The sequence below is a fragment of the Sphingomonas sp. GW821-FHT03E12 genome (genome assembly GCF_059420685.1).
On record NZ_JBWKUF010000003.1, the window covers coordinates 700,058 to 717,752 of the forward strand.

Annotated in this window: 14 protein-coding genes; 7 read left to right on the forward strand and 7 right to left on the reverse strand. The window is 65.5% G+C overall.

Annotation, left to right across the window (positions count from 1 at the left end; genetic code table 11):
- Positions 1-2: 2 nt before the first annotated feature.
- From AC07TU_RS13055 to AC07TU_RS13075, 5 genes are all read left to right on the forward strand, one after another.
- Complete coding sequence (locus AC07TU_RS13055) at positions 3-737, forward strand: ABC transporter ATP-binding protein (RefSeq protein WP_495188324.1); 735 nt, start codon at positions 3-5, stop codon at positions 735-737.
- 2 nt (positions 738-739) lie between these two features.
- Positions 740-1,642: an efflux RND transporter periplasmic adaptor subunit gene (locus tag AC07TU_RS13060; protein WP_495188325.1), complete on the forward strand. Its 903-nt coding sequence runs from the start codon at positions 740-742 to the stop codon at positions 1,640-1,642.
- On the forward strand, positions 1,639-2,976 hold the full coding sequence (locus AC07TU_RS13065) for a TolC family protein (RefSeq protein ID WP_495188326.1): 1,338 nt from the start codon (positions 1,639-1,641) through the stop codon (positions 2,974-2,976). Before AC07TU_RS13060 ends, AC07TU_RS13065 begins: the two co-directional genes overlap by 4 nt.
- Positions 2,977-3,114: 138 nt before the next feature.
- Complete coding sequence (locus AC07TU_RS13070) at positions 3,115-5,382, forward strand: FdhF/YdeP family oxidoreductase (protein WP_495188327.1); 2,268 nt, start codon at positions 3,115-3,117, stop codon at positions 5,380-5,382.
- A 50-nt stretch (positions 5,383-5,432) separates the two neighbouring features.
- Complete coding sequence (locus AC07TU_RS13075) at positions 5,433-6,392, forward strand: Dyp-type peroxidase (RefSeq protein ID WP_495188328.1); 960 nt, start codon at positions 5,433-5,435, stop codon at positions 6,390-6,392.
- 7 nt (positions 6,393-6,399) lie between these two features.
- On the opposite strand, the gene AC07TU_RS13080 is transcribed toward AC07TU_RS13075, so the two are convergent.
- The 7 genes from AC07TU_RS13080 to AC07TU_RS13110 form a co-directional block, all read right to left on the reverse strand.
- Positions 6,400-6,927, reverse strand: coding sequence for a molybdenum cofactor guanylyltransferase (locus AC07TU_RS13080; protein ID WP_495188329.1), 528 nt, complete (start codon positions 6,925-6,927; stop codon positions 6,400-6,402).
- Positions 6,924-7,706 carry a formate dehydrogenase accessory sulfurtransferase FdhD gene (gene fdhD / locus AC07TU_RS13085; RefSeq protein WP_495188330.1) on the reverse strand — a complete coding sequence of 261 codons (783 nt, stop codon included), beginning with the start codon at positions 7,704-7,706 and terminating at the stop codon, positions 6,924-6,926. Before fdhD ends, AC07TU_RS13080 begins: the two co-directional genes overlap by 4 nt.
- 143 nt (positions 7,707-7,849) lie before the next feature.
- Entirely contained in the window at positions 7,850-8,992 is a 1,143-nt protein-coding gene (locus tag AC07TU_RS13090; RefSeq protein ID WP_495188331.1) for a hypothetical protein, read from the reverse strand.
- Positions 8,992-10,617 carry an alkaline phosphatase D family protein gene (locus AC07TU_RS13095; RefSeq protein WP_495188332.1) on the reverse strand — a complete coding sequence of 542 codons (1,626 nt, stop codon included), beginning with the start codon at positions 10,615-10,617 and terminating at the stop codon, positions 8,992-8,994. The genes AC07TU_RS13090 and AC07TU_RS13095 overlap by 1 nt, the downstream gene beginning before the upstream one ends.
- Positions 10,618-10,683: 66 nt before the next feature.
- On the reverse strand, positions 10,684-13,941 hold the full coding sequence (locus tag AC07TU_RS13100) for a TonB-dependent receptor domain-containing protein (RefSeq protein ID WP_495188333.1): 3,258 nt from the start codon (positions 13,939-13,941) through the stop codon (positions 10,684-10,686).
- A 102-nt stretch (positions 13,942-14,043) separates the two neighbouring features.
- Positions 14,044-15,033, reverse strand: a complete 990-nt coding sequence (locus tag AC07TU_RS13105; protein ID WP_495188334.1) for a FecR family protein — start codon at positions 15,031-15,033, stop codon at positions 14,044-14,046.
- Positions 15,002-15,745 (reverse strand): RNA polymerase sigma factor, encoded by a 744-nt coding sequence (locus AC07TU_RS13110; RefSeq protein ID WP_495188335.1) that lies wholly within the window; start codon positions 15,743-15,745, stop codon positions 15,002-15,004. The genes AC07TU_RS13105 and AC07TU_RS13110 overlap by 32 nt, the downstream gene beginning before the upstream one ends.
- Positions 15,746-15,845: 100 nt before the next feature.
- On the opposite strand from AC07TU_RS13110, the gene AC07TU_RS13115 reads away from it, so the two are divergent.
- Positions 15,846-16,391 (forward strand): helix-turn-helix domain-containing protein, encoded by a 546-nt coding sequence (locus AC07TU_RS13115; RefSeq protein ID WP_495188336.1) that lies wholly within the window; start codon positions 15,846-15,848, stop codon positions 16,389-16,391.
- Between the two features lie 53 nt (positions 16,392-16,444).
- The gene (locus tag AC07TU_RS13120) at positions 16,445-17,629 is read left to right on the forward strand and encodes an MFS transporter (RefSeq protein ID WP_495188337.1); all 1,185 of its coding nucleotides are present in this window, start codon (positions 16,445-16,447) and stop codon (positions 17,627-17,629) included.
- Positions 17,630-17,695: the final 66 nt, after the last annotated feature.

Consider the following 17,695-nt stretch of genomic DNA (forward strand, 5'->3'; position numbering starts at 1 on the left):
CCATGACTGCACAGAATGCGGCGGCCGCAATCGACGCGCACGCCATCAGCAAATCCTACACGGTAGGTCAGGTCCGCACCCAGATCCTGTTCGGCGTCAGCGTTTCGATCATGCCCGGCGAACTGACGCTGGTCGTAGGCCCGTCGGGCTGCGGCAAGAGCACATTGCTCGCGATCCTCTCGGGACTGACCCCGCCCGACCAGGGCGAGGTCCATACGCTGGACCAGCCCCTCTCGCAGATGAAGGCCAGCGCGCGCGATGCGTTCCGGCTGGCGAATACCGGGTTCGTCTTTCAGGGTTTCAACCTCTTCAACGCGCTCACCGCCGAAGAGCAGGTCGCCTATGTGCTCCAGTGCATGAAGGTGAAGCCGGCCGCAGCGGTGGAACGCGCGCGCGCCGCACTGGAGGCTGTAGGGCTTGGCCCGCGCATGAAGCTTCGGCCGTTCGAGCTGTCGGGCGGCGAGAAACAGCGTGTCGCAATCGCACGCGCGCTCGCCAAGCAACCGCGCATCCTGTTCGCCGACGAACCGACCAGCGCGCTCGATTCCCACAATGGCCATGCCGTGATCGCACTGCTGCGCGACATCGCCCACAATCAGGGCGCCGCGGTCCTGTGCGTCACCCACGACCCCCGCCTGCTCGGCTTCGCGGACCGGATCATCCGAATGGAGGATGGCCGGATCATCGGCGACGAGCGCCCCGATCCCCAATCCGCTGTTCAACGCGAGTCTCATTGATCATGCCTATCCGTTCTACCTTGCCCGGCTTCGGCCTCCTGCTTCTTTCCGCAGCCGTGCTCAGCGGTTGCGGAGACCCTGCAGACTTCCCCACAGCGACCGCGGCGCCGCGCGACTTCGTTGCGATCGCCAAGGGCAAGATCGACGTCGAAGGCGGCGTGATCCGCCTTGCCGCCCAGCGCGAAGGCCTGATCCAGGCGGTGTTCGTCGAGGAAGGCGATCGCGTGAAGAAGGGACAGTTGCTCGCGCAGCTCGACACGCGCCTGGCTGAGCTGAGCGTCGCACAGGCGCGCGCCGACCTTGCCGAGGCGAAGGCGCGCCAGACCATCACACAGGCACGGTCGCTGGCGGCGGATCGGGAGGCAAGGCGGCTTGCCGGTCTTGCAGCGACCAGTGCGGTTCCCGTGCAGGATGCCGACAAGGCACGCGACGAGGCACGCGTTCAGCGCGGTGAGCTCGCAACGGCCGCCGCCGCGATCGGGGTGGCGCGAGAGAAGCTGCGGCGCGAATTGTTCGAGATCGAAGCGCGGCGCATCCGCGCGCCGCTCGACGGACGGATCGTCCGGCGTTCCGCTAAGCCGGGCGACGGTGCCTCAACCTTCAACGTGACCGAGCTGTTCCTGCTGGCCCCCGAAACCGATCGCATCGTTCGCGCCGAGCTGGACGAGCAGTTCGTGAGCAGCGTCCGTCCCGGTCAGAAGGCGCGGATCCTGATGGATTATGACGGCAAACAGGCCTTTGCCGGCCAGGTTTCGCGGCTGGGCGAGGTGTTCGGCGCGCGCAAGCTCGCCAGCGACGATCCCAACGAACGCCAGGACACGCGCGTGATCGAGATGGTCGTGAGCGTTCGCGGCAGCCAGGCGCTGCGCATCGGGCAGCGGGTCCAGGTTCAGGTGCTCAAATGAGCCGCCACGCGAACCTCGCGATACTGGGGATGCTCCTCACCCTGCCCGCCTGCGCCAGCTTCCCCGACGCCACGGGAGCCGGGCGGATCGTCCGCGTCGCCGATCTCAAGGCTGAAACGCCCCGCAACTGGTCGTACGATCTTGGCGATCCCGCCTTCACCGCCTTTCTCGATCGTGCCGATCTGGGGTCGCTCGACATCAAGGCCGCCCTCGCCCGGGCCGCAGCGAGCGACGCCGCCATACGGGTTGCGCGCGGGGGAAGATTGCCGACGATCGACGCCACGGCCGGATGGCAGGGCTCGCTCGCCGGCCCGGATCGCCAGGCTCGCGGTGTCGATGCAGGGCTGAGCCTGAGCTGGACGCCCGACCTCTCGGGTGCGGTGAATGCCGCGGTCAATGCGGCGCGCGCCGACGCCAGAGCGGCCAGCCACGATGTGGATGCGGCCCGAGCGGTGCTGGCGGCGGAACTCGCGCGCAACTGGCTTGCGCTCGTTGCCGCCGACGACCGGCTGGTCCGCATTGCCCGGCAGCAGGCGATGGAACGCGAAGGCCTCGCGCTTGCGCACCGGCGGATCGCCGCCGGCTATGCCGCGCGCGATGCGGTGCTGGTACGCGAGACCGCGCTCGCCCGGCTTGCCGACGAACGCCTGGCCGCCATGAACGACCGCGAGGCTACCCGTTTGCGCCTGCTCGCACTTGCCGGGCTGGCACCGGCGGGTGGATTCGATGCGCCAAGCGGGCTCCACGCCCTCCTGCCCTATACCCCCGCGACGGTGGCGCTCGACCAGCTCGACGCCCGGCCCGAGGTCAGGGCCGCCGCCGAGCGCCTCGCGGCCGCCGACGCGCGACGTCTGGGTGAAATCCGCAACGCGCGACCGCGGATCGTGCTCAGTCTCGGCGGGCAAGGCGGCAACAGCTCGCTGTCGCGCTTTCTCTCGAACCCCGGCTTCGCCCTCGTTCCCGGCGTCCGGCTCGAAGGGGCGGTCTTCGACGGAGGCCGGTCACGCGCACGCGCGGATCGCGCGGCGGCCGAAACCGCCGAGGCCGAGGCACTGTATTTGAAGGCCGGAGTCGAGGCTCATCGCGGACTTGCAACGGCATTGGCAGCGTTGCTCTCCGCGCGGGACCGTCAGGCACCTGCAGCAGCTGCCGTCAGCTACGCGCGCGCACGTCTGCAGCTTGTCACTGCCCAATTCGATCACGGCACCGCCAGCCGCCTTGACCAGATCGACGCCGAACGCAGCCTGGTCGAGGCAGAGGCAGCCGATGCCGAGGTACGACGCGCCCTGATCGCGGCCGGGATCGAATTTCACGCCGCATTGACAGGGGGATGACACCAGGGACGGGCGCGGCCTGTTGCTGCCTGCCCGGCCCGCCACTCCACCTGTCAGGATTAGCGGCTCCCCGACCGGTCCAGATTGCTGCGAACCGCGATTGATGCGACGATGAGACCGCCTTGATGGAGTCGGATCGTGGCAGACGGTAAAGCGAGATACGCACCCTATAAAAGCCCTGCGGGCGGATGGGGGGCGGCCGCGGCGACCGCCAAGGTATTGCTCGAACAAAGCGTGGTGACCAAGGGATCGCGCGCGCTGCTGGCGATGAACCAGCCGGGCGGCTTCAAATGTCCCAGCTGCGCCTTCCCGGACGCCGACTGCACGAAGAAGCTGGAGTTTTGCGAGAACGGCGCCAAGGCGCTGGCCCATGAGGCGACCAAGTTCCGCGTGACCCGCGACTTCTTCGCGCAGCACAGCGTGACCGAGCTCAACGCGCAATCCGACTATTGGCTTGAGATGCAGGGCCGGCTGACCGAACCGATGCGCTACGACGCGGCGAGCGACCGCTATGTCCCGATCAGTTGGGACGATGCCTTCGCGACGATCGGCCGGCATCTGCGCGCGCTCGACAGCCCCGACCACGCCGAATTCTACACCTCGGGCCGGACGCCCAACGAGGCGGCGTTCCTCTATTCGATCTTCGTGCGGGAATTCGGGACCAACAATTTCCCCGACTGCTCGAACATGTGCCACGAGCCGACCAGCCGTGGCCTGCCCCCGGCGATCGGCGTGGGCAAGGGCACCGTGGTGCTCGATGATTTCGAGCATGCCGAGGCGATCTTCGTGATCGGGCAGAATACCGGCACCAACTCGCCGCGGATGATGACCAATCTGGTCGAGGCGCGCAAACGCGGGGTGCCGATCGTCGCGGTCAACCCGATGCCCGAACGCGCGCTGATCCGCTTCACCGAGCCGCAGGACATCGTCCAGATGGCGACCTTCGGCTCGACGCCGATCGCAAGCGAGTTCGTGCACATCCGGATCGGCGGCGACCTCGCGCTGATCAAGGGCATGATGAAGGTCATGTTCGAGCGTGAGGCGGCGGGCGAAACCGTCCTCGATCATGACTTCCTGCGTGAGCACACGGTCGGGATGGAGGCGATCCGCGACGAGGTCGTCTCGCTCGACTGGGCAGACATCGTCCGCGTTTCCGGCATCGAGGAAGCACAGATCCGGCGCTGCGCGGAGATCTACATTCGCTCGAAAGCGACGATCATCTGCTACGGCATGGGCATCACCCAGCATCGTGAGGGATCGAAGCTTGTCCGCCAGATCGCTAACCTGCTGTTGCTGCGCGGCAATTTCGGCAAGCCGGGTGCGGGCATCTCGCCGATCCGCGGCCATTCCAACGTCCAGGGCGACCGCACCGTCGGCATCGACGAAAAGCCGTCGCAGGACTATCTCGACCGCGTCCGCGACGTCTTCGGCTTCGAACCGCCGCGCGAACATGGCCACCATACCGTCGAAGCCGTCGAGGCAATGCATCGCGGCACGGCAAAGGTGTTCATCGCGCTCGGCGGCAACTTCGTTCGCGCGATCCCCGACACCGATCGTTCCTATGCGGCGATGCGCAAGCTCGACCTGACCGTCGCGATCACGACCAAGCTCAATCGTGGACATCTGATCCATGGCAAGGAAGCGCTGCTGCTGCCTGTGATCGCGCGATCCGAACGGATCGAAACGGCCGCGGGCGAGCAGTTCGTGACCATCGAGGATTCGATGTCCAACGTCACCGCGTCACGCGGCGTGCTCGCACCGGCCAGCCCCGACTTGCTGCCCGAGGTGGAGATCGTCTGCCGCATGGCGATGGCGACGCTGCCGGACAGCAAGGTGCCCTGGGCAAGCTACATCGCGGACTATGGCTCGATCCGCGACAAGATCGCTGAGGTCTATCCCGCGATCTACACCGGTTTTTCGGCGCACATCGAGAACCCCAGGGGGTTCCACCTCGACATTCCGCCGCGCCGTCGCGTGTGGCCGACCCCGAACGGCAAGGCCAATTTCCTGCCGCTGCCGGGCCTCGAAGTGAATGACGTGGTCGATGATCCGGCGATGCTGCGGCTGGCGACGGTGCGCTCGCACGACCAGTTCAACACCACCATCTACAGCTACAATGACCGCTATCGCGGCGTGTACAATGATCGCATGATATTGTTCATGTGCGCCGAGGATCGGGAGGCGCGCGGGCTTGAAGCGCGCGCGCGCATCACATTGGAAACGATCGCGAAGGACGGGATCACACGCCGCGTCGAAGGGCTGACGGTGATCGACTATCCGATGTCGCGCGGCGCGGTGGCGGGCTATTATCCCGAGCTGAACCCCCTCCTCCCGCTCGACTATTACGACGAAATCAGCGGAACGCCCGCCGCAAAGTCGATCCCGGTCAGGGTCGTCACTGCGTGACTGCGTCCAAAGCTGTAACAACGCTGGCAATGGGGGAGTAACCGCAGATCATGACCGGACAGACGTGGGAGCGCGTTCCGATCGATGCGCAGAGTGTCGAAGCGCCACTATCGAGCGCGGCGGTGTTTCTGGTTGTCGAGGTCGAACAGGGGGAAGCCGCGCTGGCGACGGTGCGCGGGCAGCTCGCGGCGATTGACGACCTGATCAAGACGGTAGGGTTCCGCGACCTGTCCGGGCGGCTGTCCTGCGTCGTCGGCATCGGCCACGACCTGTGGAAACGGCTGGGCGCTTCGCCGCTTCCGGCCGAACTTCACCCGTTCAAGCCGGTACAGGGCCCGGTGCACGCCGCGCCCGCAACGCCCGGCGACATCCTGTTCCACATCCGTGCCGAGCGCGCCGATCTCTGCTTCGAGTTCGAACGGTTACTGCTTTCGGCGCTGGGCGATGCCGTGCGTGTCGTCGATGAGGTATCGGGATTTCGCTATTTCGATGCACGCGATCTGCTCGGCTTCGTCGATGGCACCGCAAATCCCGCCGGCAACGATATCCCGTCCGCCACTTTGGTCGGGGACGAGGATCCCGACTTTGCGGGTGGCAGCTATGTGGTTGTGCAGAAGTATCTGCACGACCTTGCGGCATGGAATGCGGTGCCGGCGGACGAGCAGGAAGCGATCGTCGGCCGCACCAAGATCGACAATGTCGAGATCGACGATGACGACGCCCCGCGCAAGTCGCACAAGTCGCTCGCCACGATCGAGGACGAGAATGGCGAGGAACTCGACATCCTGCGCGACAACATGCCCTTCGGCAGCCCCGGACGCGGCGAGTTCGGTACTTATTTCATCGGCTATTCCAGACGCCTGTGGGTGATCGAGAAGATGCTGGAACGGATGTTCGTGGGCGACCCGCCAGGCAGCTACGACCGGCTGCTCGACTTTTCGACGGCGAAGACCGGCACGGTGTTCTTCGCGCCGTCGCGCCGCGTGCTGACGGGACTTTGCGGCGAATAGGCAGCGCTCAGCGGGAGCCGTCGAGCAGATCCCAATCTTCCCGCGCATTGATGTTCACCGGCGCAGCGTGATCGATCGCTGTAGCGCCGATGGCGCGTGACCAGCGCCGGATCGAACGATCACTGGCTTGATCGAGATAGGCGTCGAGCTGGTCCGCAAGGACGCTCGGCCAGCACCCCAGCACGGGCAGCGAGGACAGAAAGACCGGTGCCGGCGCGGCAAGCAGGGCAGCGAGCAGGTCCGGACCGATCCTGGGCGTATCGCACGGCGCAGTCAGCACCTTCGCATATCCATTGTCTGCGGCATGGCGGAGCGCCGCATTGATACCGCCAAGCGGTCCGAGTCCCGGGCGCGGCCGGTCGGGCACCCCAGTCAGGCCCGGATGGGTCCGGCCACAGACGATCACGCTGTCGACTTCCCGCGAAAGCGTCAGGATGACATGATCGATCAGCGCGCGCCCTTCGAGCAGCGCCATCGCCTTGTCGCTTCCGAAGCGCGAGGATTGGCCTCCGGCAAGGACCGCGCCGAGGATCATGCGCACACCGCCAGCAGCGCATCGGGCCGGACGAGGACGTTCAGCGCCAAGCCTGCTTCCTGTGCCCGCCGGACCGCAAGATCGCTCGGCGCGGAGATCGTCGCCAGCATCGGGCATCCGGAGATCGCGGCCTTTTCCACCAGCTCGTACGAGCATCGTGACGACAGCAGCGCAAAGCCGGCATCCCATTCCGCGCCCTCGGCCAACATCGCCCCGATCAGCTTGTCGAAGGCGTTGTGCCGGCCGACATCCTCGCGCACCGACAGGATCGTCCCGTCGAACGCGCACCGCGCCGCAGCGTGGACGCCCCCCGTTGCCCGGTTGAGCGGCTGGTGTGACTCGAGCTTCGCGGCCGCGGCAAAGACCGCACTGGCCGCTCCGGCCCAGCGCCGCGGGATTTGCGGCAGCGGATGCATCGCCTGCTCGATGTTCTCGATTCCGCACAGGCCGCAGGATGAATCGGTTGTGCGGTGCCGCACCCGCTCGAAAATCCGATCGGACAGATGCGCGGCAAGCGTAATGCGAACAATGAACCCGAGTTCGACCGGATGAACCTCCAGATCGACGATATCGCCGGCGCGATCGATCAGACGCTCGCTCAGCGCAAATCCCCGCGCAAGGTCGTCCAGATCGGCCGGCGTAGCCATGAGTGTGGCATAGCCAACGCCGTTGAATTCCATCGCGACGACCGCTTCGCGGGCCAGCGGACGAACCACCGGCTCATGCCCGCCGGCCGGATCGACCCGCTCGAACCGCCAGCCATTCTCGGTCGTTTCCATGCAACCCGTTCCTGCCGCTTTCGGCCTGCCGCGCAAGTCCGCAAAGCTAGCAGGTCAGAATGAAGGTGGAAGCAGGTGATCTTCTCCCTTCATAGCCCGGACCTTGTGGGCTCTCCATCTATCGCCCGCACGCCAAGCGCGCTTCAGCGGCGCGCACCTGAAAGCGGCGTGAAGCCCTCCACACCCCAGCGCATCAGCGCCATATCTGCGCTCTGGGCGCCCTTGTTGCCGGAGTTGGTGGCAAGATAGAACAACCCGTCCCCCACCGGCTGCAAGCCGACATCGGCTTTTTGGTGCCAACCCCGAATTCCGGTGGAAGGATCCCCGAGGCCTGCATCGGCAAGCGCGAGCACCTTGCCTTGCTCCCACCCCTTGCCGTCCGGAGCCGGCACGCCCAGCAGGTCACCGCGTACCGGTTGCGTATCGGCATCGACCGCAAACAGCAGATAATTGGGGAACGTCGGCTTCTTGCCGGGATAGACCCCCATGAACCAGCGTCGTGAAGCCGCGTCATAGGCAAGATTCTGCACGCCATAGGTCGTGTTACCGGTGCGGACGAAATATTTGCCGTGCACGGCGGCTGGACCGCTGCGATGCGGCAAACGCTCGACCAGCGGCTTGGCATAACGCGCCCAGTCCGCGATGTCGTACTGAAGCAGCACCTGATGATCGTTATCGGTGCGCGCAGTGTTGCCATAGATACCGTAGGCGACCGTCAGCAGCAGCGGCCCGTCGCTACGCCCGAACGCAGGACCGAACGAAACACCATCGATTCCCGAGCAGCCATAGCGATGATCGGGCGAGGCTGCAGCGTTGTCGCGGAACTGGCCATCATCCCCGTCGAACCGGCCGTCGCCATTGACGTCGGCGGCATAGTCCTTTGCGACCTCGGACAAATAGACAGCGCGCAGAATGTCGCCGTCCCCCGCCTCGATCCCGACACGGTCGATCCGCGCGACATCGATCACCGCGATGTAGAAGGCCTTGTCCTTCTTGTATTCGAGCGAGCCGTAAACGCGGCCATCGGCAGGGTTGAAATCGAGATCGCCCAGATGTCCGGTCCACCCCACCAATGTCCCGATCAACTTGCCGCTAAGGTCGTATTTGGCGAGCAGGTTGGTGAAGGAATAATAGATGTAGCCGCCCTTCCGGTCGACCGCGATCCCTTGCACATGCCCCGACGCCCAGGGCCCGCTGCGATGTGTAGCGGGCAGCGGCTGATCCACAGGGCGGGCGACCGCCGCCGGCGCGATCGCAGCCGCGAGAAGGAACAGGGTGGCCTTCATCACGCCAACGCCTTCCGGCCGCGCTCGACATGCATGCGGTGCGTTCCCGAAAGCTGGGTCGAGCGTTCCGTGATCGTCCGCAGGAACTGCCACTCACCGGTCACACGCTGCGGCGTCACCTCGACCATCAGATAGCCGCGACGGCTGGTATCCGCCCATTTGAGTTCGGGATTGGCAGCGACAAAGCCCTGCGCGACAATGCGCGGGTCGGCGCCCATGCTGCCCTCCATCCCGCCCGAAGTGACCGCCTGCCCGGCCAGATCGACACCCGCGGGTTTCCCGTCCTCGACCAGCGAATAGGCCCAGGCATTGTGGCTGTCGCCCGACAGCATCACCAGGTCCGCATCCGCACGCTGTGCCGCGCGCAGCAGCCGCGCGCGCGCCGCGGGATAACCGTCCCACCGATCCATCCACATCGGCACGCCCTGCTTCGCGGCGCGGATATGGTTACGGAACTTGGCGACCGCGCCTGGCGTCGCGTCCGGCTTGAGCCAGTCGACCGCCGCCTCAGGCATCAGCGTCCGTCCGATAATCGTGGCCATGCCCACCAGCTGCCATGCGCTGGTTCGCACATTGGCCCTGAATTCGTGCGCCAGCCAGCTTTCCTGCGTAGATCCCAGCATCGTCGCCGAAGGATCCTGCCACACCCCGTCGCGGAACGCACTCAGCGCGGCATCGGGGTCCGCCGCCTTGAACGCAGCGTCGAGATCGGCCGGCCTGGTGCGCGCGAGCAGACGGGATTCGGTACGGTAAAGCGTCGCGAGCGTGCCGATCGGATAGGCCTTCCACGGCTCGTCGCTGATCGGAAGCCATTCGCGATAGGCCTGCATCGCGGCGGCACGGCGCGGATTCCACTCACCCTCCTTGGCGGGCTGGTGGTTCTGCGCGCCATATTCATAGCTGTCATTGGCCGATTCATGATCGTCCCACAGCGCGACCATCGGCGCCATCTGGTGCAGCCGCTGAAGGTCGGGATCGGCGCGGTAGCAGGCGAAACGCAGCCGGTAATCGGCCAGCGCGATCATCTCGTGATCGGGCTGAAGCACCCGCCCGGGGAGCGCCTTCCCGGCATAGGATGCGTTGCCATATTCATAGACATAGTCGCCGACGTGCAGCCACAGGTCGAGATCGTCGCGCGCGGCAGCATGGCCATAGGCATTGAACCAGCCATTGGGCAGGTTCGAGCAGGAGAAGACGCCGAGTCCGAAGCGCGACGCATTGCCCTCAGGCAGCGTCTTGGTCCGTCCGACGGGCGACTTGCTGCCATCCGGTCCGACGAAGCGATACCAATAGACCGTGCCGGGTTTCAGGCCGTCGACCGTGATCTTCGCGGTCCAGTCGCGATACGCACCGGTACGGACGCTGCCGCCCGAGACTTTACGCGTGAATTCCTGGTCGAGCGCCACTTCGGCGTCGAGGCGCACGATGCTCTCGCCATCCGCGGGGACGTAGCGCGTCCAGAGCAGCATCGTATCCTGCCCTGGCTCGCCGCTTGCTACATTGTGAGTGAAACCGCGCGCGCCGCCCAGTTCCGCGGCAAGGCCGCGCCCCGCAGGCAACAGCAACGCGCCCAGCCCCAGCCCGCCGCCAAGAACCAGCTGCCGGCGATCGATGTTCAGGACCATGATCTGCTCCGCAATCAACAGATGAAAGAAAGGCGGCTGCGCCAGGCGCAGCCGCAGGAGGGGACTTCAGAAGGTGCCCTTGATCCCGATGTTCCACATCGATCCGTAGATGCTGTACTGCTGCACCCGGCTGCGCTCGTTCGAGTAGATGATGTCGGGCGCATTGAAGATGTTGCGGCCGGCCAGCATCACCTCGAAATTCTTCGTGACCTTGTAGCTCGCGCTGATGTTCCACAGCTCGCGCTCGGCGCGGTAGAGGATGCCGTTGTTCGCGGTGGTCGGCGTGTTGCCGAGCGCGCTGATGCGGTAGCTCGACTGCCAGTTGCCGGTCAGCTGGAAGTCGAACGGGCCACGGCTGTAGCGCAGACCCCAGTTGGCGGCGCGCTCGGGCAGGTTCTGGCGCACGCCGTCGGGATCGACCAGCGTGAACGATCCGCGCAGACCCAGCCCCTTCAACGCACCGGGCAGGAAGGTCAGCTGCTGATCATATTCGAGGATCAGGCCATTATTGCTGCTGGTCCCCGGCGCGTTCTGCGCGCTGCGGAAGGTGTAGCCGGCATATTCGTTCGGGTCGTATCCGACATCCTCCGGGTTCACCGTGATTCCGGTGATCTGCATGTCCTTGATGTCGAGCTTGTACGCGGAAATCGCGACGATGCCCGATGGCTCGAGGAAATACTGAAGCCGTGCGAAATATTTGGTCGAATGCTCGGGCTTGAGCATCGGGTTGGGCACGTTGACGATCATCGTGTCGTCGTTGACCGACACGACACCGCCGAGATTGCCGTAGTCGGGTCGCAGGATCGACTGGCTGAACGAGACCTGTGCCACCAGCTTGTCGGTGAAGTCGTACTTCACGCCGCCGCTGAGGAACCAGTCGTCATAATCGCCGCGCCGCGTCGAATAGGTGCCGCCATTATACTGGTAGAGCAGCCCGGGGACCGTTGTGGCGGCAGTCGCACTGACCGGATAACCCGCCGCCGCCACTTCGGAGAGCGGACGAATATTGGCGATACGGGCACCGGTCTTGGTCCGCTCATACCGGACGCCGAGATCGAACGAGGCACGGCCCGCACGCGCCTGGAGCTCGAGATAGCCAGCGTAGATGTCTTCCTTGACGCGCTTGTTGTTGTCGAGCTCGCGCTTCAGATTGCCCAGCGTGTCGGGCACGAAATATTCGGGATGCTCCTTGTAGATGTCGTAGACCGCATAATTGTTGTCCGCACGCCATCCCTGCGCGTTCATGTTGCCCGCGTCGAAGCCGTGGATCTGGAACTTGTAATATTGGGTCCAGGGGATCACCGCCTCGGGTGCCTTCTGCGTCAGGTCGCCGGTCGGGCCGACATATTGGAACTGGTCGAAGGAACCCTCATTGGTGCGCCAGTCATTGGTGCGTACCGCGGCGCCCGTCATCAGAGTCATCGGCACCCCGCCGATCTCGAACTTCTCCTTGAGGTCGAGATTGACGCCGAACATCTCGTTCACCGCATCGGACTCGGACGTGCGGATGTTGTTGCCGATATCGTCGTCGCGATTGAAGCTGCGCGGGTCACCCCATGGCCGCCCCGCGGTCTGTGCCAGCGTCCAGGCATTCGAATCCTCCGACGCGCGATCGAGCGTGAAACCGATGCGCGTCAGATAGCTGTCGGTGCGCTGGAAGAAGCCCTTGCTGTTGTCGCGGAAGTTGAACTCCGATCGCGAGTAGCTGCCGCGCAACGTCGCCTCGAAGGTATCGCCGCGATATTCCAGCTTCGGCGCGACCAGATAAGCCGGCGTACCGGCATAGCGATGCGAATATTGCGTGTGCAGCCGCGTGTTGGTGCCGCTGGGATTGACCACGATGTGCGTCGGCGTCGAGTCCGGCGTAGCGTAGGACCGGGTGGTCGTGCCGAAGATCAGGAAGGTATATTGATTGAAATATTCGACGTCGTAGTAGGAATAGGAACTGCGCAGCGAGAAGGCGAGATCGTCGGTGATCTTGTAGTCGAGCGCGAGGTTGGCGGCGGTGCGGCTGGTGAATTTGGGGCCCGGGCGCCACATTACCTGATAGGGCATCACCCGCCCGTCGGGCAGGTAGGACCAGTCGGTCTGGATCCGGTCCTGCTGGACATAGTTGGCGTTGTAGCTGGCGTTGAACGCGACGCCGAGACGGCCGTCGAGGAACACGTCGGCAAAGCCGATCTGCCCCGACGGATAGATGCGCGCATGCTTCTTGTCGTCGGGGAAATAGGCCGGCGACAGGCCGGAGTCCGACGTGCCTACCCCGCCGAGCTGGAAGCGCAGCTGACGCCCCTTGCGCTGGAACGCATATTTGCTGCGCAGGTTGATGCTGCCGCCCGGAGCGTCCGCGTCCATGCTCGCGGTGAGCGTGTTGTTGAGCTCGATCGATTCGATGCCGGTGATCGACATCTGCTCGAACGAATTCTGGCGGCCGTTATTGTTGTTCGACGTCGCCGTCGCCATACGCGCGCCGTCGGTGGTGAAGGTCGAGTATTTGGGATCGAGACCGCCGATGCGCACCGCGGTCGCGTCCACCTCGGTATAGTCGAGCGACAGGCCCGGCATGTTCTTCATGAACTCGCCGACATCGCCCATGGTGAGGCCGCCATAATTGTCGGCAGCGACCACCGTCTTCGCGTTCATCGCGGCGCGGCGCTCCATGATCGCGGCGGCTTGGCCGTCGCGCGCGGCGGTAATCGTCACCGACTCCACCTCGCCGCCGCCGTCGGCGGCAAAGGACTGCGCCTCGAGCGCCACCTGCAGCGTCGCGACCTGCCCCGGCCCGACATTGGCGGTCGCCCGCGTTTCCTGGAGACCGGTATAGCGCACGACAATGGTTACCTGCCCGGCAGGAAGCCCGGTCAGGCGGAAATTGCCACCCTCGTCCGAATAGGCGACGATCGTCGTGCCCTCGACCCGGATCTCGGCGTTGCGCACATATTCGCCGGTCGCGGTGTTGAGCACGCGCCCGGCAAGCACGCTTTGCCCGATCGTCCGTCCCGATTGCGGCGAAGCGGGAGCGCGGGCGGAGCGCAGCGTCACAACCTGCCCGTCGTCGCTCGCGATCTCCAGCGGCGTACCGGCGATCAGGCGGCGCAGCGCGGCGCGCGCGTCCATCCGCCCCTTGATCGCGGGCGTACGTACCCCTGCAAGATCGCGCGCCGAGGCGACGATCTGGAGCTGGGCCTGACGCGCGAACGCCGGGATCGCCTTGACCGCGGGCTGCGCCGGAAGGTCGAAGCTGCGCTCCTGCGCGGCGGCTGGCGTCGCGGCGACGACGGCGGCGATCGCCGTCCCTGACAGGATCGAATTTCGGATGAACATGTCTTGCCCCTGTTGCTCGCGGCAATCGCCGCGCGGTTCGGGGCTTGAGAGCCGCGGCACGGCATTTGCCGCCATCCGCTTCGCGAAAAAATTAGGGATGCCCTAGCGGCGGGCGAGAATGACCGTAGCGCCCTGCTGCTCGACCCGCGCGTCGAGCGCGCTTGCCACCGCACGGCTGAACCCGACCGGATCGCTCGCGGCGAACAATCCGGTGATCGGTTCCTGCGCCAGCGCGGGATCTCGGATCTCGATCCGGGTCTTGCTGTACCGCGCAAACTCGGCGGCGGCTTCGCTCAGCGGCTCGCCTTCGAATGCGATCCGCCCCTCCCGCCAGGCCAATGCGCGTGAAACGAGGTCCGTGGAGATTGGCTCCGGCGCGGGCACCGGACCAACGTCCGGCAAGGTCAGGCGGGTCTGCGCCGGCATAAGAACCGCACCCGATGTCCCCGCCTCTCCCAGCGAAACCGCGCCCTGATCGACCAGGATGTCGATGGGCTTGTTCTCGAGCTTGCGCACGCGGAACGTTCCTCGCGCCGCCCGAAGCGGATGCCCGGCCAGATCGACGACAAACGGTCGCTTCCCGTCCTGCACGACAGTGAAATAGGCCTCGCCATAGAGGAGTTCGACGCGCCGGATATTGTCGCTGTAGCGCACCCGCATGCTGCTCTGGGTGTTCAGGATGATCGTCGACCCATCGTCAAGCGTGACCAGCCGCACTTCGCCGAGCCCGGTGGTGATCGCCTCGGCCGGCCGCACACCGACGACGAGCAGGGCGAGCGACGCGGCGGCCAATCCCCCTGCTCCCGTCCAGGCGAGCATCCTGCGCCGCGTCACCGGCACCTGCGGCGATGGCTTCGGCGGTTCCACAAGCGCGAACTGCGCAGCATCGAAGTCCGGACCGAGCGCCTGGGCTGACTCGCTCTGGAGTGACAAGGCGCCCGCACGCAGCAACGCTCCGCGCCGCCGGACATCTCCGCTCAGCCACGCCTCTAGCGCCTGCGATTCCTCTTGCGAAAGCGGCTCGCGATCGAGCCGCGCAATCCAGTCGGCCGCGGTCGCGTCAATGTACCGACTGGATTCTCGCTCGCTCATCTAGGGACATGTTCTCCGAATCTCTTACCCTAGAGGCTTCTGCCAGAGCATTTCCGCCATGACCAAACCAATCGGCGAGAAAACGAAGTCCTCGGGAGATATGCTTTTCGACGGTATTTTCGGAGATCGCCATCCGCGCTGAAATCTCGCGCTGCGAAAGGCCATCGACCCGCCGCAGCACGAACGCCTCCTGCGTACGGTCGGGCATCGACGCGATCGCCTCGGCAAGCCGGCGAAGCTGGTCGCGGTCGATCGCGATCCGTTCGGGCGAGGGATAGTCGTCGCAGGGATCCAGGTCGGCAAGGTCATCCATCGTGCGGATGGATACGACCCGCGCCCGCCGCACATGCTTGGTGATCACCGATCGCGCCACCTGGAACAGATAGGCGCGCGGAAAGCGGATCTCCTCGACCGTCTCCAGATCGGCGAAGATCGCATAGGTCTCCTGGATGATGTCGTCGACCTCGAGACCCATCGGCTGGCGGCGCGCAAGCCAGTTCCGCAGCGCCTGCTCATGCGGCAGGATGTTGCGGAGAAACCACCGCGTCCGTTCCCGATCGATCGCGTGCATCAACTGTCCCTGGAGAGCGCAAACCCGCTGGAGCGACGCCGCTGCGAGTTGCCCTTTCGAGGGGCGATCCACCGCGAGTCGCGGCCCGGTTAGGCGATGAATGTGACAGTCGTTGTTCGATTGCGCCGCTGGATGCGGCAAGGCGAGACCAATGCCATGCCCGGATCGTTAGCGGGCGAGCGGCGGAGAATAGGGATAGCGAAGCATTGGACGGGCCGGGAGGTCCGGCTATGACGCCGGTATGCCGCTTGATCTGCCTCTGGGAAGGGCGCTCCGCCGCTTCCGCCGATTGAACGGGATCAAGCAGGGGCATGTTGCCGAGCTTCTCTCCGTCTCCCAGGCTGCGGTTTCACGCTGGGAGAGCGGCGTCCATGAGCCCGAGTCGCATCAACGCGAGCGCATTCTCGAGATCATTGCCGCCAACGCCAGCAACGATGCCGATGCCACGCTGAAGCGGTTGATCGAGACATCGACGCTGCCGGTCCACCTGGTCTGCGATGCGACCCATCGTCTGCTCTCAGCCTCACCGGGCCGGACCTGTTCGTGGAGCGGCGGTGCGGAAGCGTTCATCGGCGAATCCCTCTGGCGCTTTGCGAGCCCGGAGATCGTGGTCGCGCAGGACAGTCTCCAGAACCACGGCTGGTTTGAACGCCCGTTTCAGCGGCTGCAGTTCGAGACGGGCCATAATGGCAGCGACGTCGTGACGGTGTTGCCCGGCACCTTGTTATGGGAAACCATCCCGCTTGCCGACGGCCGCACAGGGCGCATCGTCACGACCATCGCCTAGGCGCGTATATCTTTTACGTGGCCGGACCACCCGCGCTCGACTAGCGGCGGCGCATGCATCGTTCCTGGTTTCCCATTCTCGCACTCTGGCTGCTCGGTATTCTTGCGGCGGCACAGTTCGCCAAGATGTCCGTCATTGCGCCGATCCTGCGAACCGGGTTCGGGCTGTCGCTGCCTCAACTCGGCTGGCTGATTTCACTGATGGAGGTCGGCGGCGCCGTGTTCGGGCTGGTTTCCGGACTCGCGCTCGCCCGCTTCGGGATGCGCAGCTTTCTGCTTTCCGGTCTCCTGATCCTGTCCGCCGCAAGCCTGATGCAGGCGTTTGCGGCCACGCCGTTCCTGCTGTTTCTGGCGCGCGCCGTCGAAGGCATCGGCTATGTCCTTGTCGTCATCGCCGCACCGACCGCGATCGCCGCAACTGCCGACAACACGCTGCGGCCTCGCGCGCTGGCCCTGTGGAGCACATTCGTGCCCGTGGGCATTGCGGTGGGCGGCGCGATTACAGGGCTTGCCGCCGGTATGTTGGGGATGAGCGGCGTGATGCTGCTCTGGGCGGTGATGATCGCAGCCGCGGTGCCGGTCGCAATGCGTCTGCCGCTGGCCGGCATCCCCCCGGCACGGATCCGGTTCCCCGCTGCCGCAGCATGGATTTCGACCTTCGGCTTTGGCCTCTACACGGTGTTCATCAGTGCCGTGACGATGCTGCTGCCCAGCTTTCTGATCGAGCGATGCGGTGCAACCATGGGACAGGCTGCCATCGTCGCCGGGATCGCGTCCCTCGCCGTATTGCCGGGCGCCGCGGCTGCCATGTGGCTCATGCGCGAAGGCGATCTGGGCATGCGCCGCACCCTATCCTTCTCGACCCTGGCACTGATCCCGACCGTGCCCCTCGTCCTCTTGCTCTATGGCGATGCGAGCGCCGACCTGCTGCGGATCGGAACCGTTTCGGTCCTTGCAGTCGCGGTAAGCGGCCTCGTGCCACCCCTCGTCTTTGCACGACTGCCGTTGCTGGCTGGCGCCACCAGCCCGGAAGACCCCCGGATCGCCACAGCCAATGGCCTCGTTACCCAGTTCGGCGCAGGCGGAGCCTTGATCGGTCCGCCGGTCGGCGGCGCGATCGTCAGCATCTGGGGCTGGGAAGGGCTCGGCACCGCGGCGAGCGCCCTTGTCGTCGCCATCTTGGTGGCCGTGATCGCGTCCGAATTTGCCGGCCAGCGTTCAAACGAAGCGATCGCCTGACGCCCCGGCGCTCTGGATAGCGCGGACAGCAACCCCGCCGCGCCTTGAGCTGAAGCAGCGCCCGAA

What these genes read in the sequence shown, in the direction of transcription:
- AC07TU_RS13115 (WP_495188336.1), top strand. Translation starts at nt 15,846, where the DNA reads ATGCCGCTTGATCTGCCTCTGGGAAGGGCGCTCCGCCGCTTCCGCCGA.
- AC07TU_RS13065 (WP_495188326.1), top strand. Translation starts at nt 1,639, where the DNA reads ATGAGCCGCCACGCGAACCTCGCGATACTGGGGATGCTCCTCACCCTG.
- AC07TU_RS13100 (WP_495188333.1), bottom strand. Translation starts at nt 13,941, where the DNA reads ATGTTCATCCGAAATTCGATCCTGTCAGGGACGGCGATCGCCGCCGTC.
- fdhD (WP_495188330.1), bottom strand. Translation starts at nt 7,706, where the DNA reads ATGGAAACGACCGAGAATGGCTGGCGGTTCGAGCGGGTCGATCCGGCC.
- AC07TU_RS13075 (WP_495188328.1), top strand. Translation starts at nt 5,433, where the DNA reads ATGACCGGACAGACGTGGGAGCGCGTTCCGATCGATGCGCAGAGTGTC.
- AC07TU_RS13095 (WP_495188332.1), bottom strand. Translation starts at nt 10,617, where the DNA reads ATGGTCCTGAACATCGATCGCCGGCAGCTGGTTCTTGGCGGCGGGCTG.
- AC07TU_RS13060 (WP_495188325.1), top strand. Translation starts at nt 740, where the DNA reads ATGCCTATCCGTTCTACCTTGCCCGGCTTCGGCCTCCTGCTTCTTTCC.
- AC07TU_RS13080 (WP_495188329.1), bottom strand. Translation starts at nt 6,927, where the DNA reads ATGATCCTCGGCGCGGTCCTTGCCGGAGGCCAATCCTCGCGCTTCGGA.
- AC07TU_RS13105 (WP_495188334.1), bottom strand. Translation starts at nt 15,033, where the DNA reads ATGAGCGAGCGAGAATCCAGTCGGTACATTGACGCGACCGCGGCCGAC.
- AC07TU_RS13055 (WP_495188324.1), top strand. Translation starts at nt 3, where the DNA reads ATGACTGCACAGAATGCGGCGGCCGCAATCGACGCGCACGCCATCAGC.
- AC07TU_RS13090 (WP_495188331.1), bottom strand. Translation starts at nt 8,992, where the DNA reads ATGAAGGCCACCCTGTTCCTTCTCGCGGCTGCGATCGCGCCGGCGGCG.
- AC07TU_RS13120 (WP_495188337.1), top strand. Translation starts at nt 16,445, where the DNA reads ATGCATCGTTCCTGGTTTCCCATTCTCGCACTCTGGCTGCTCGGTATT.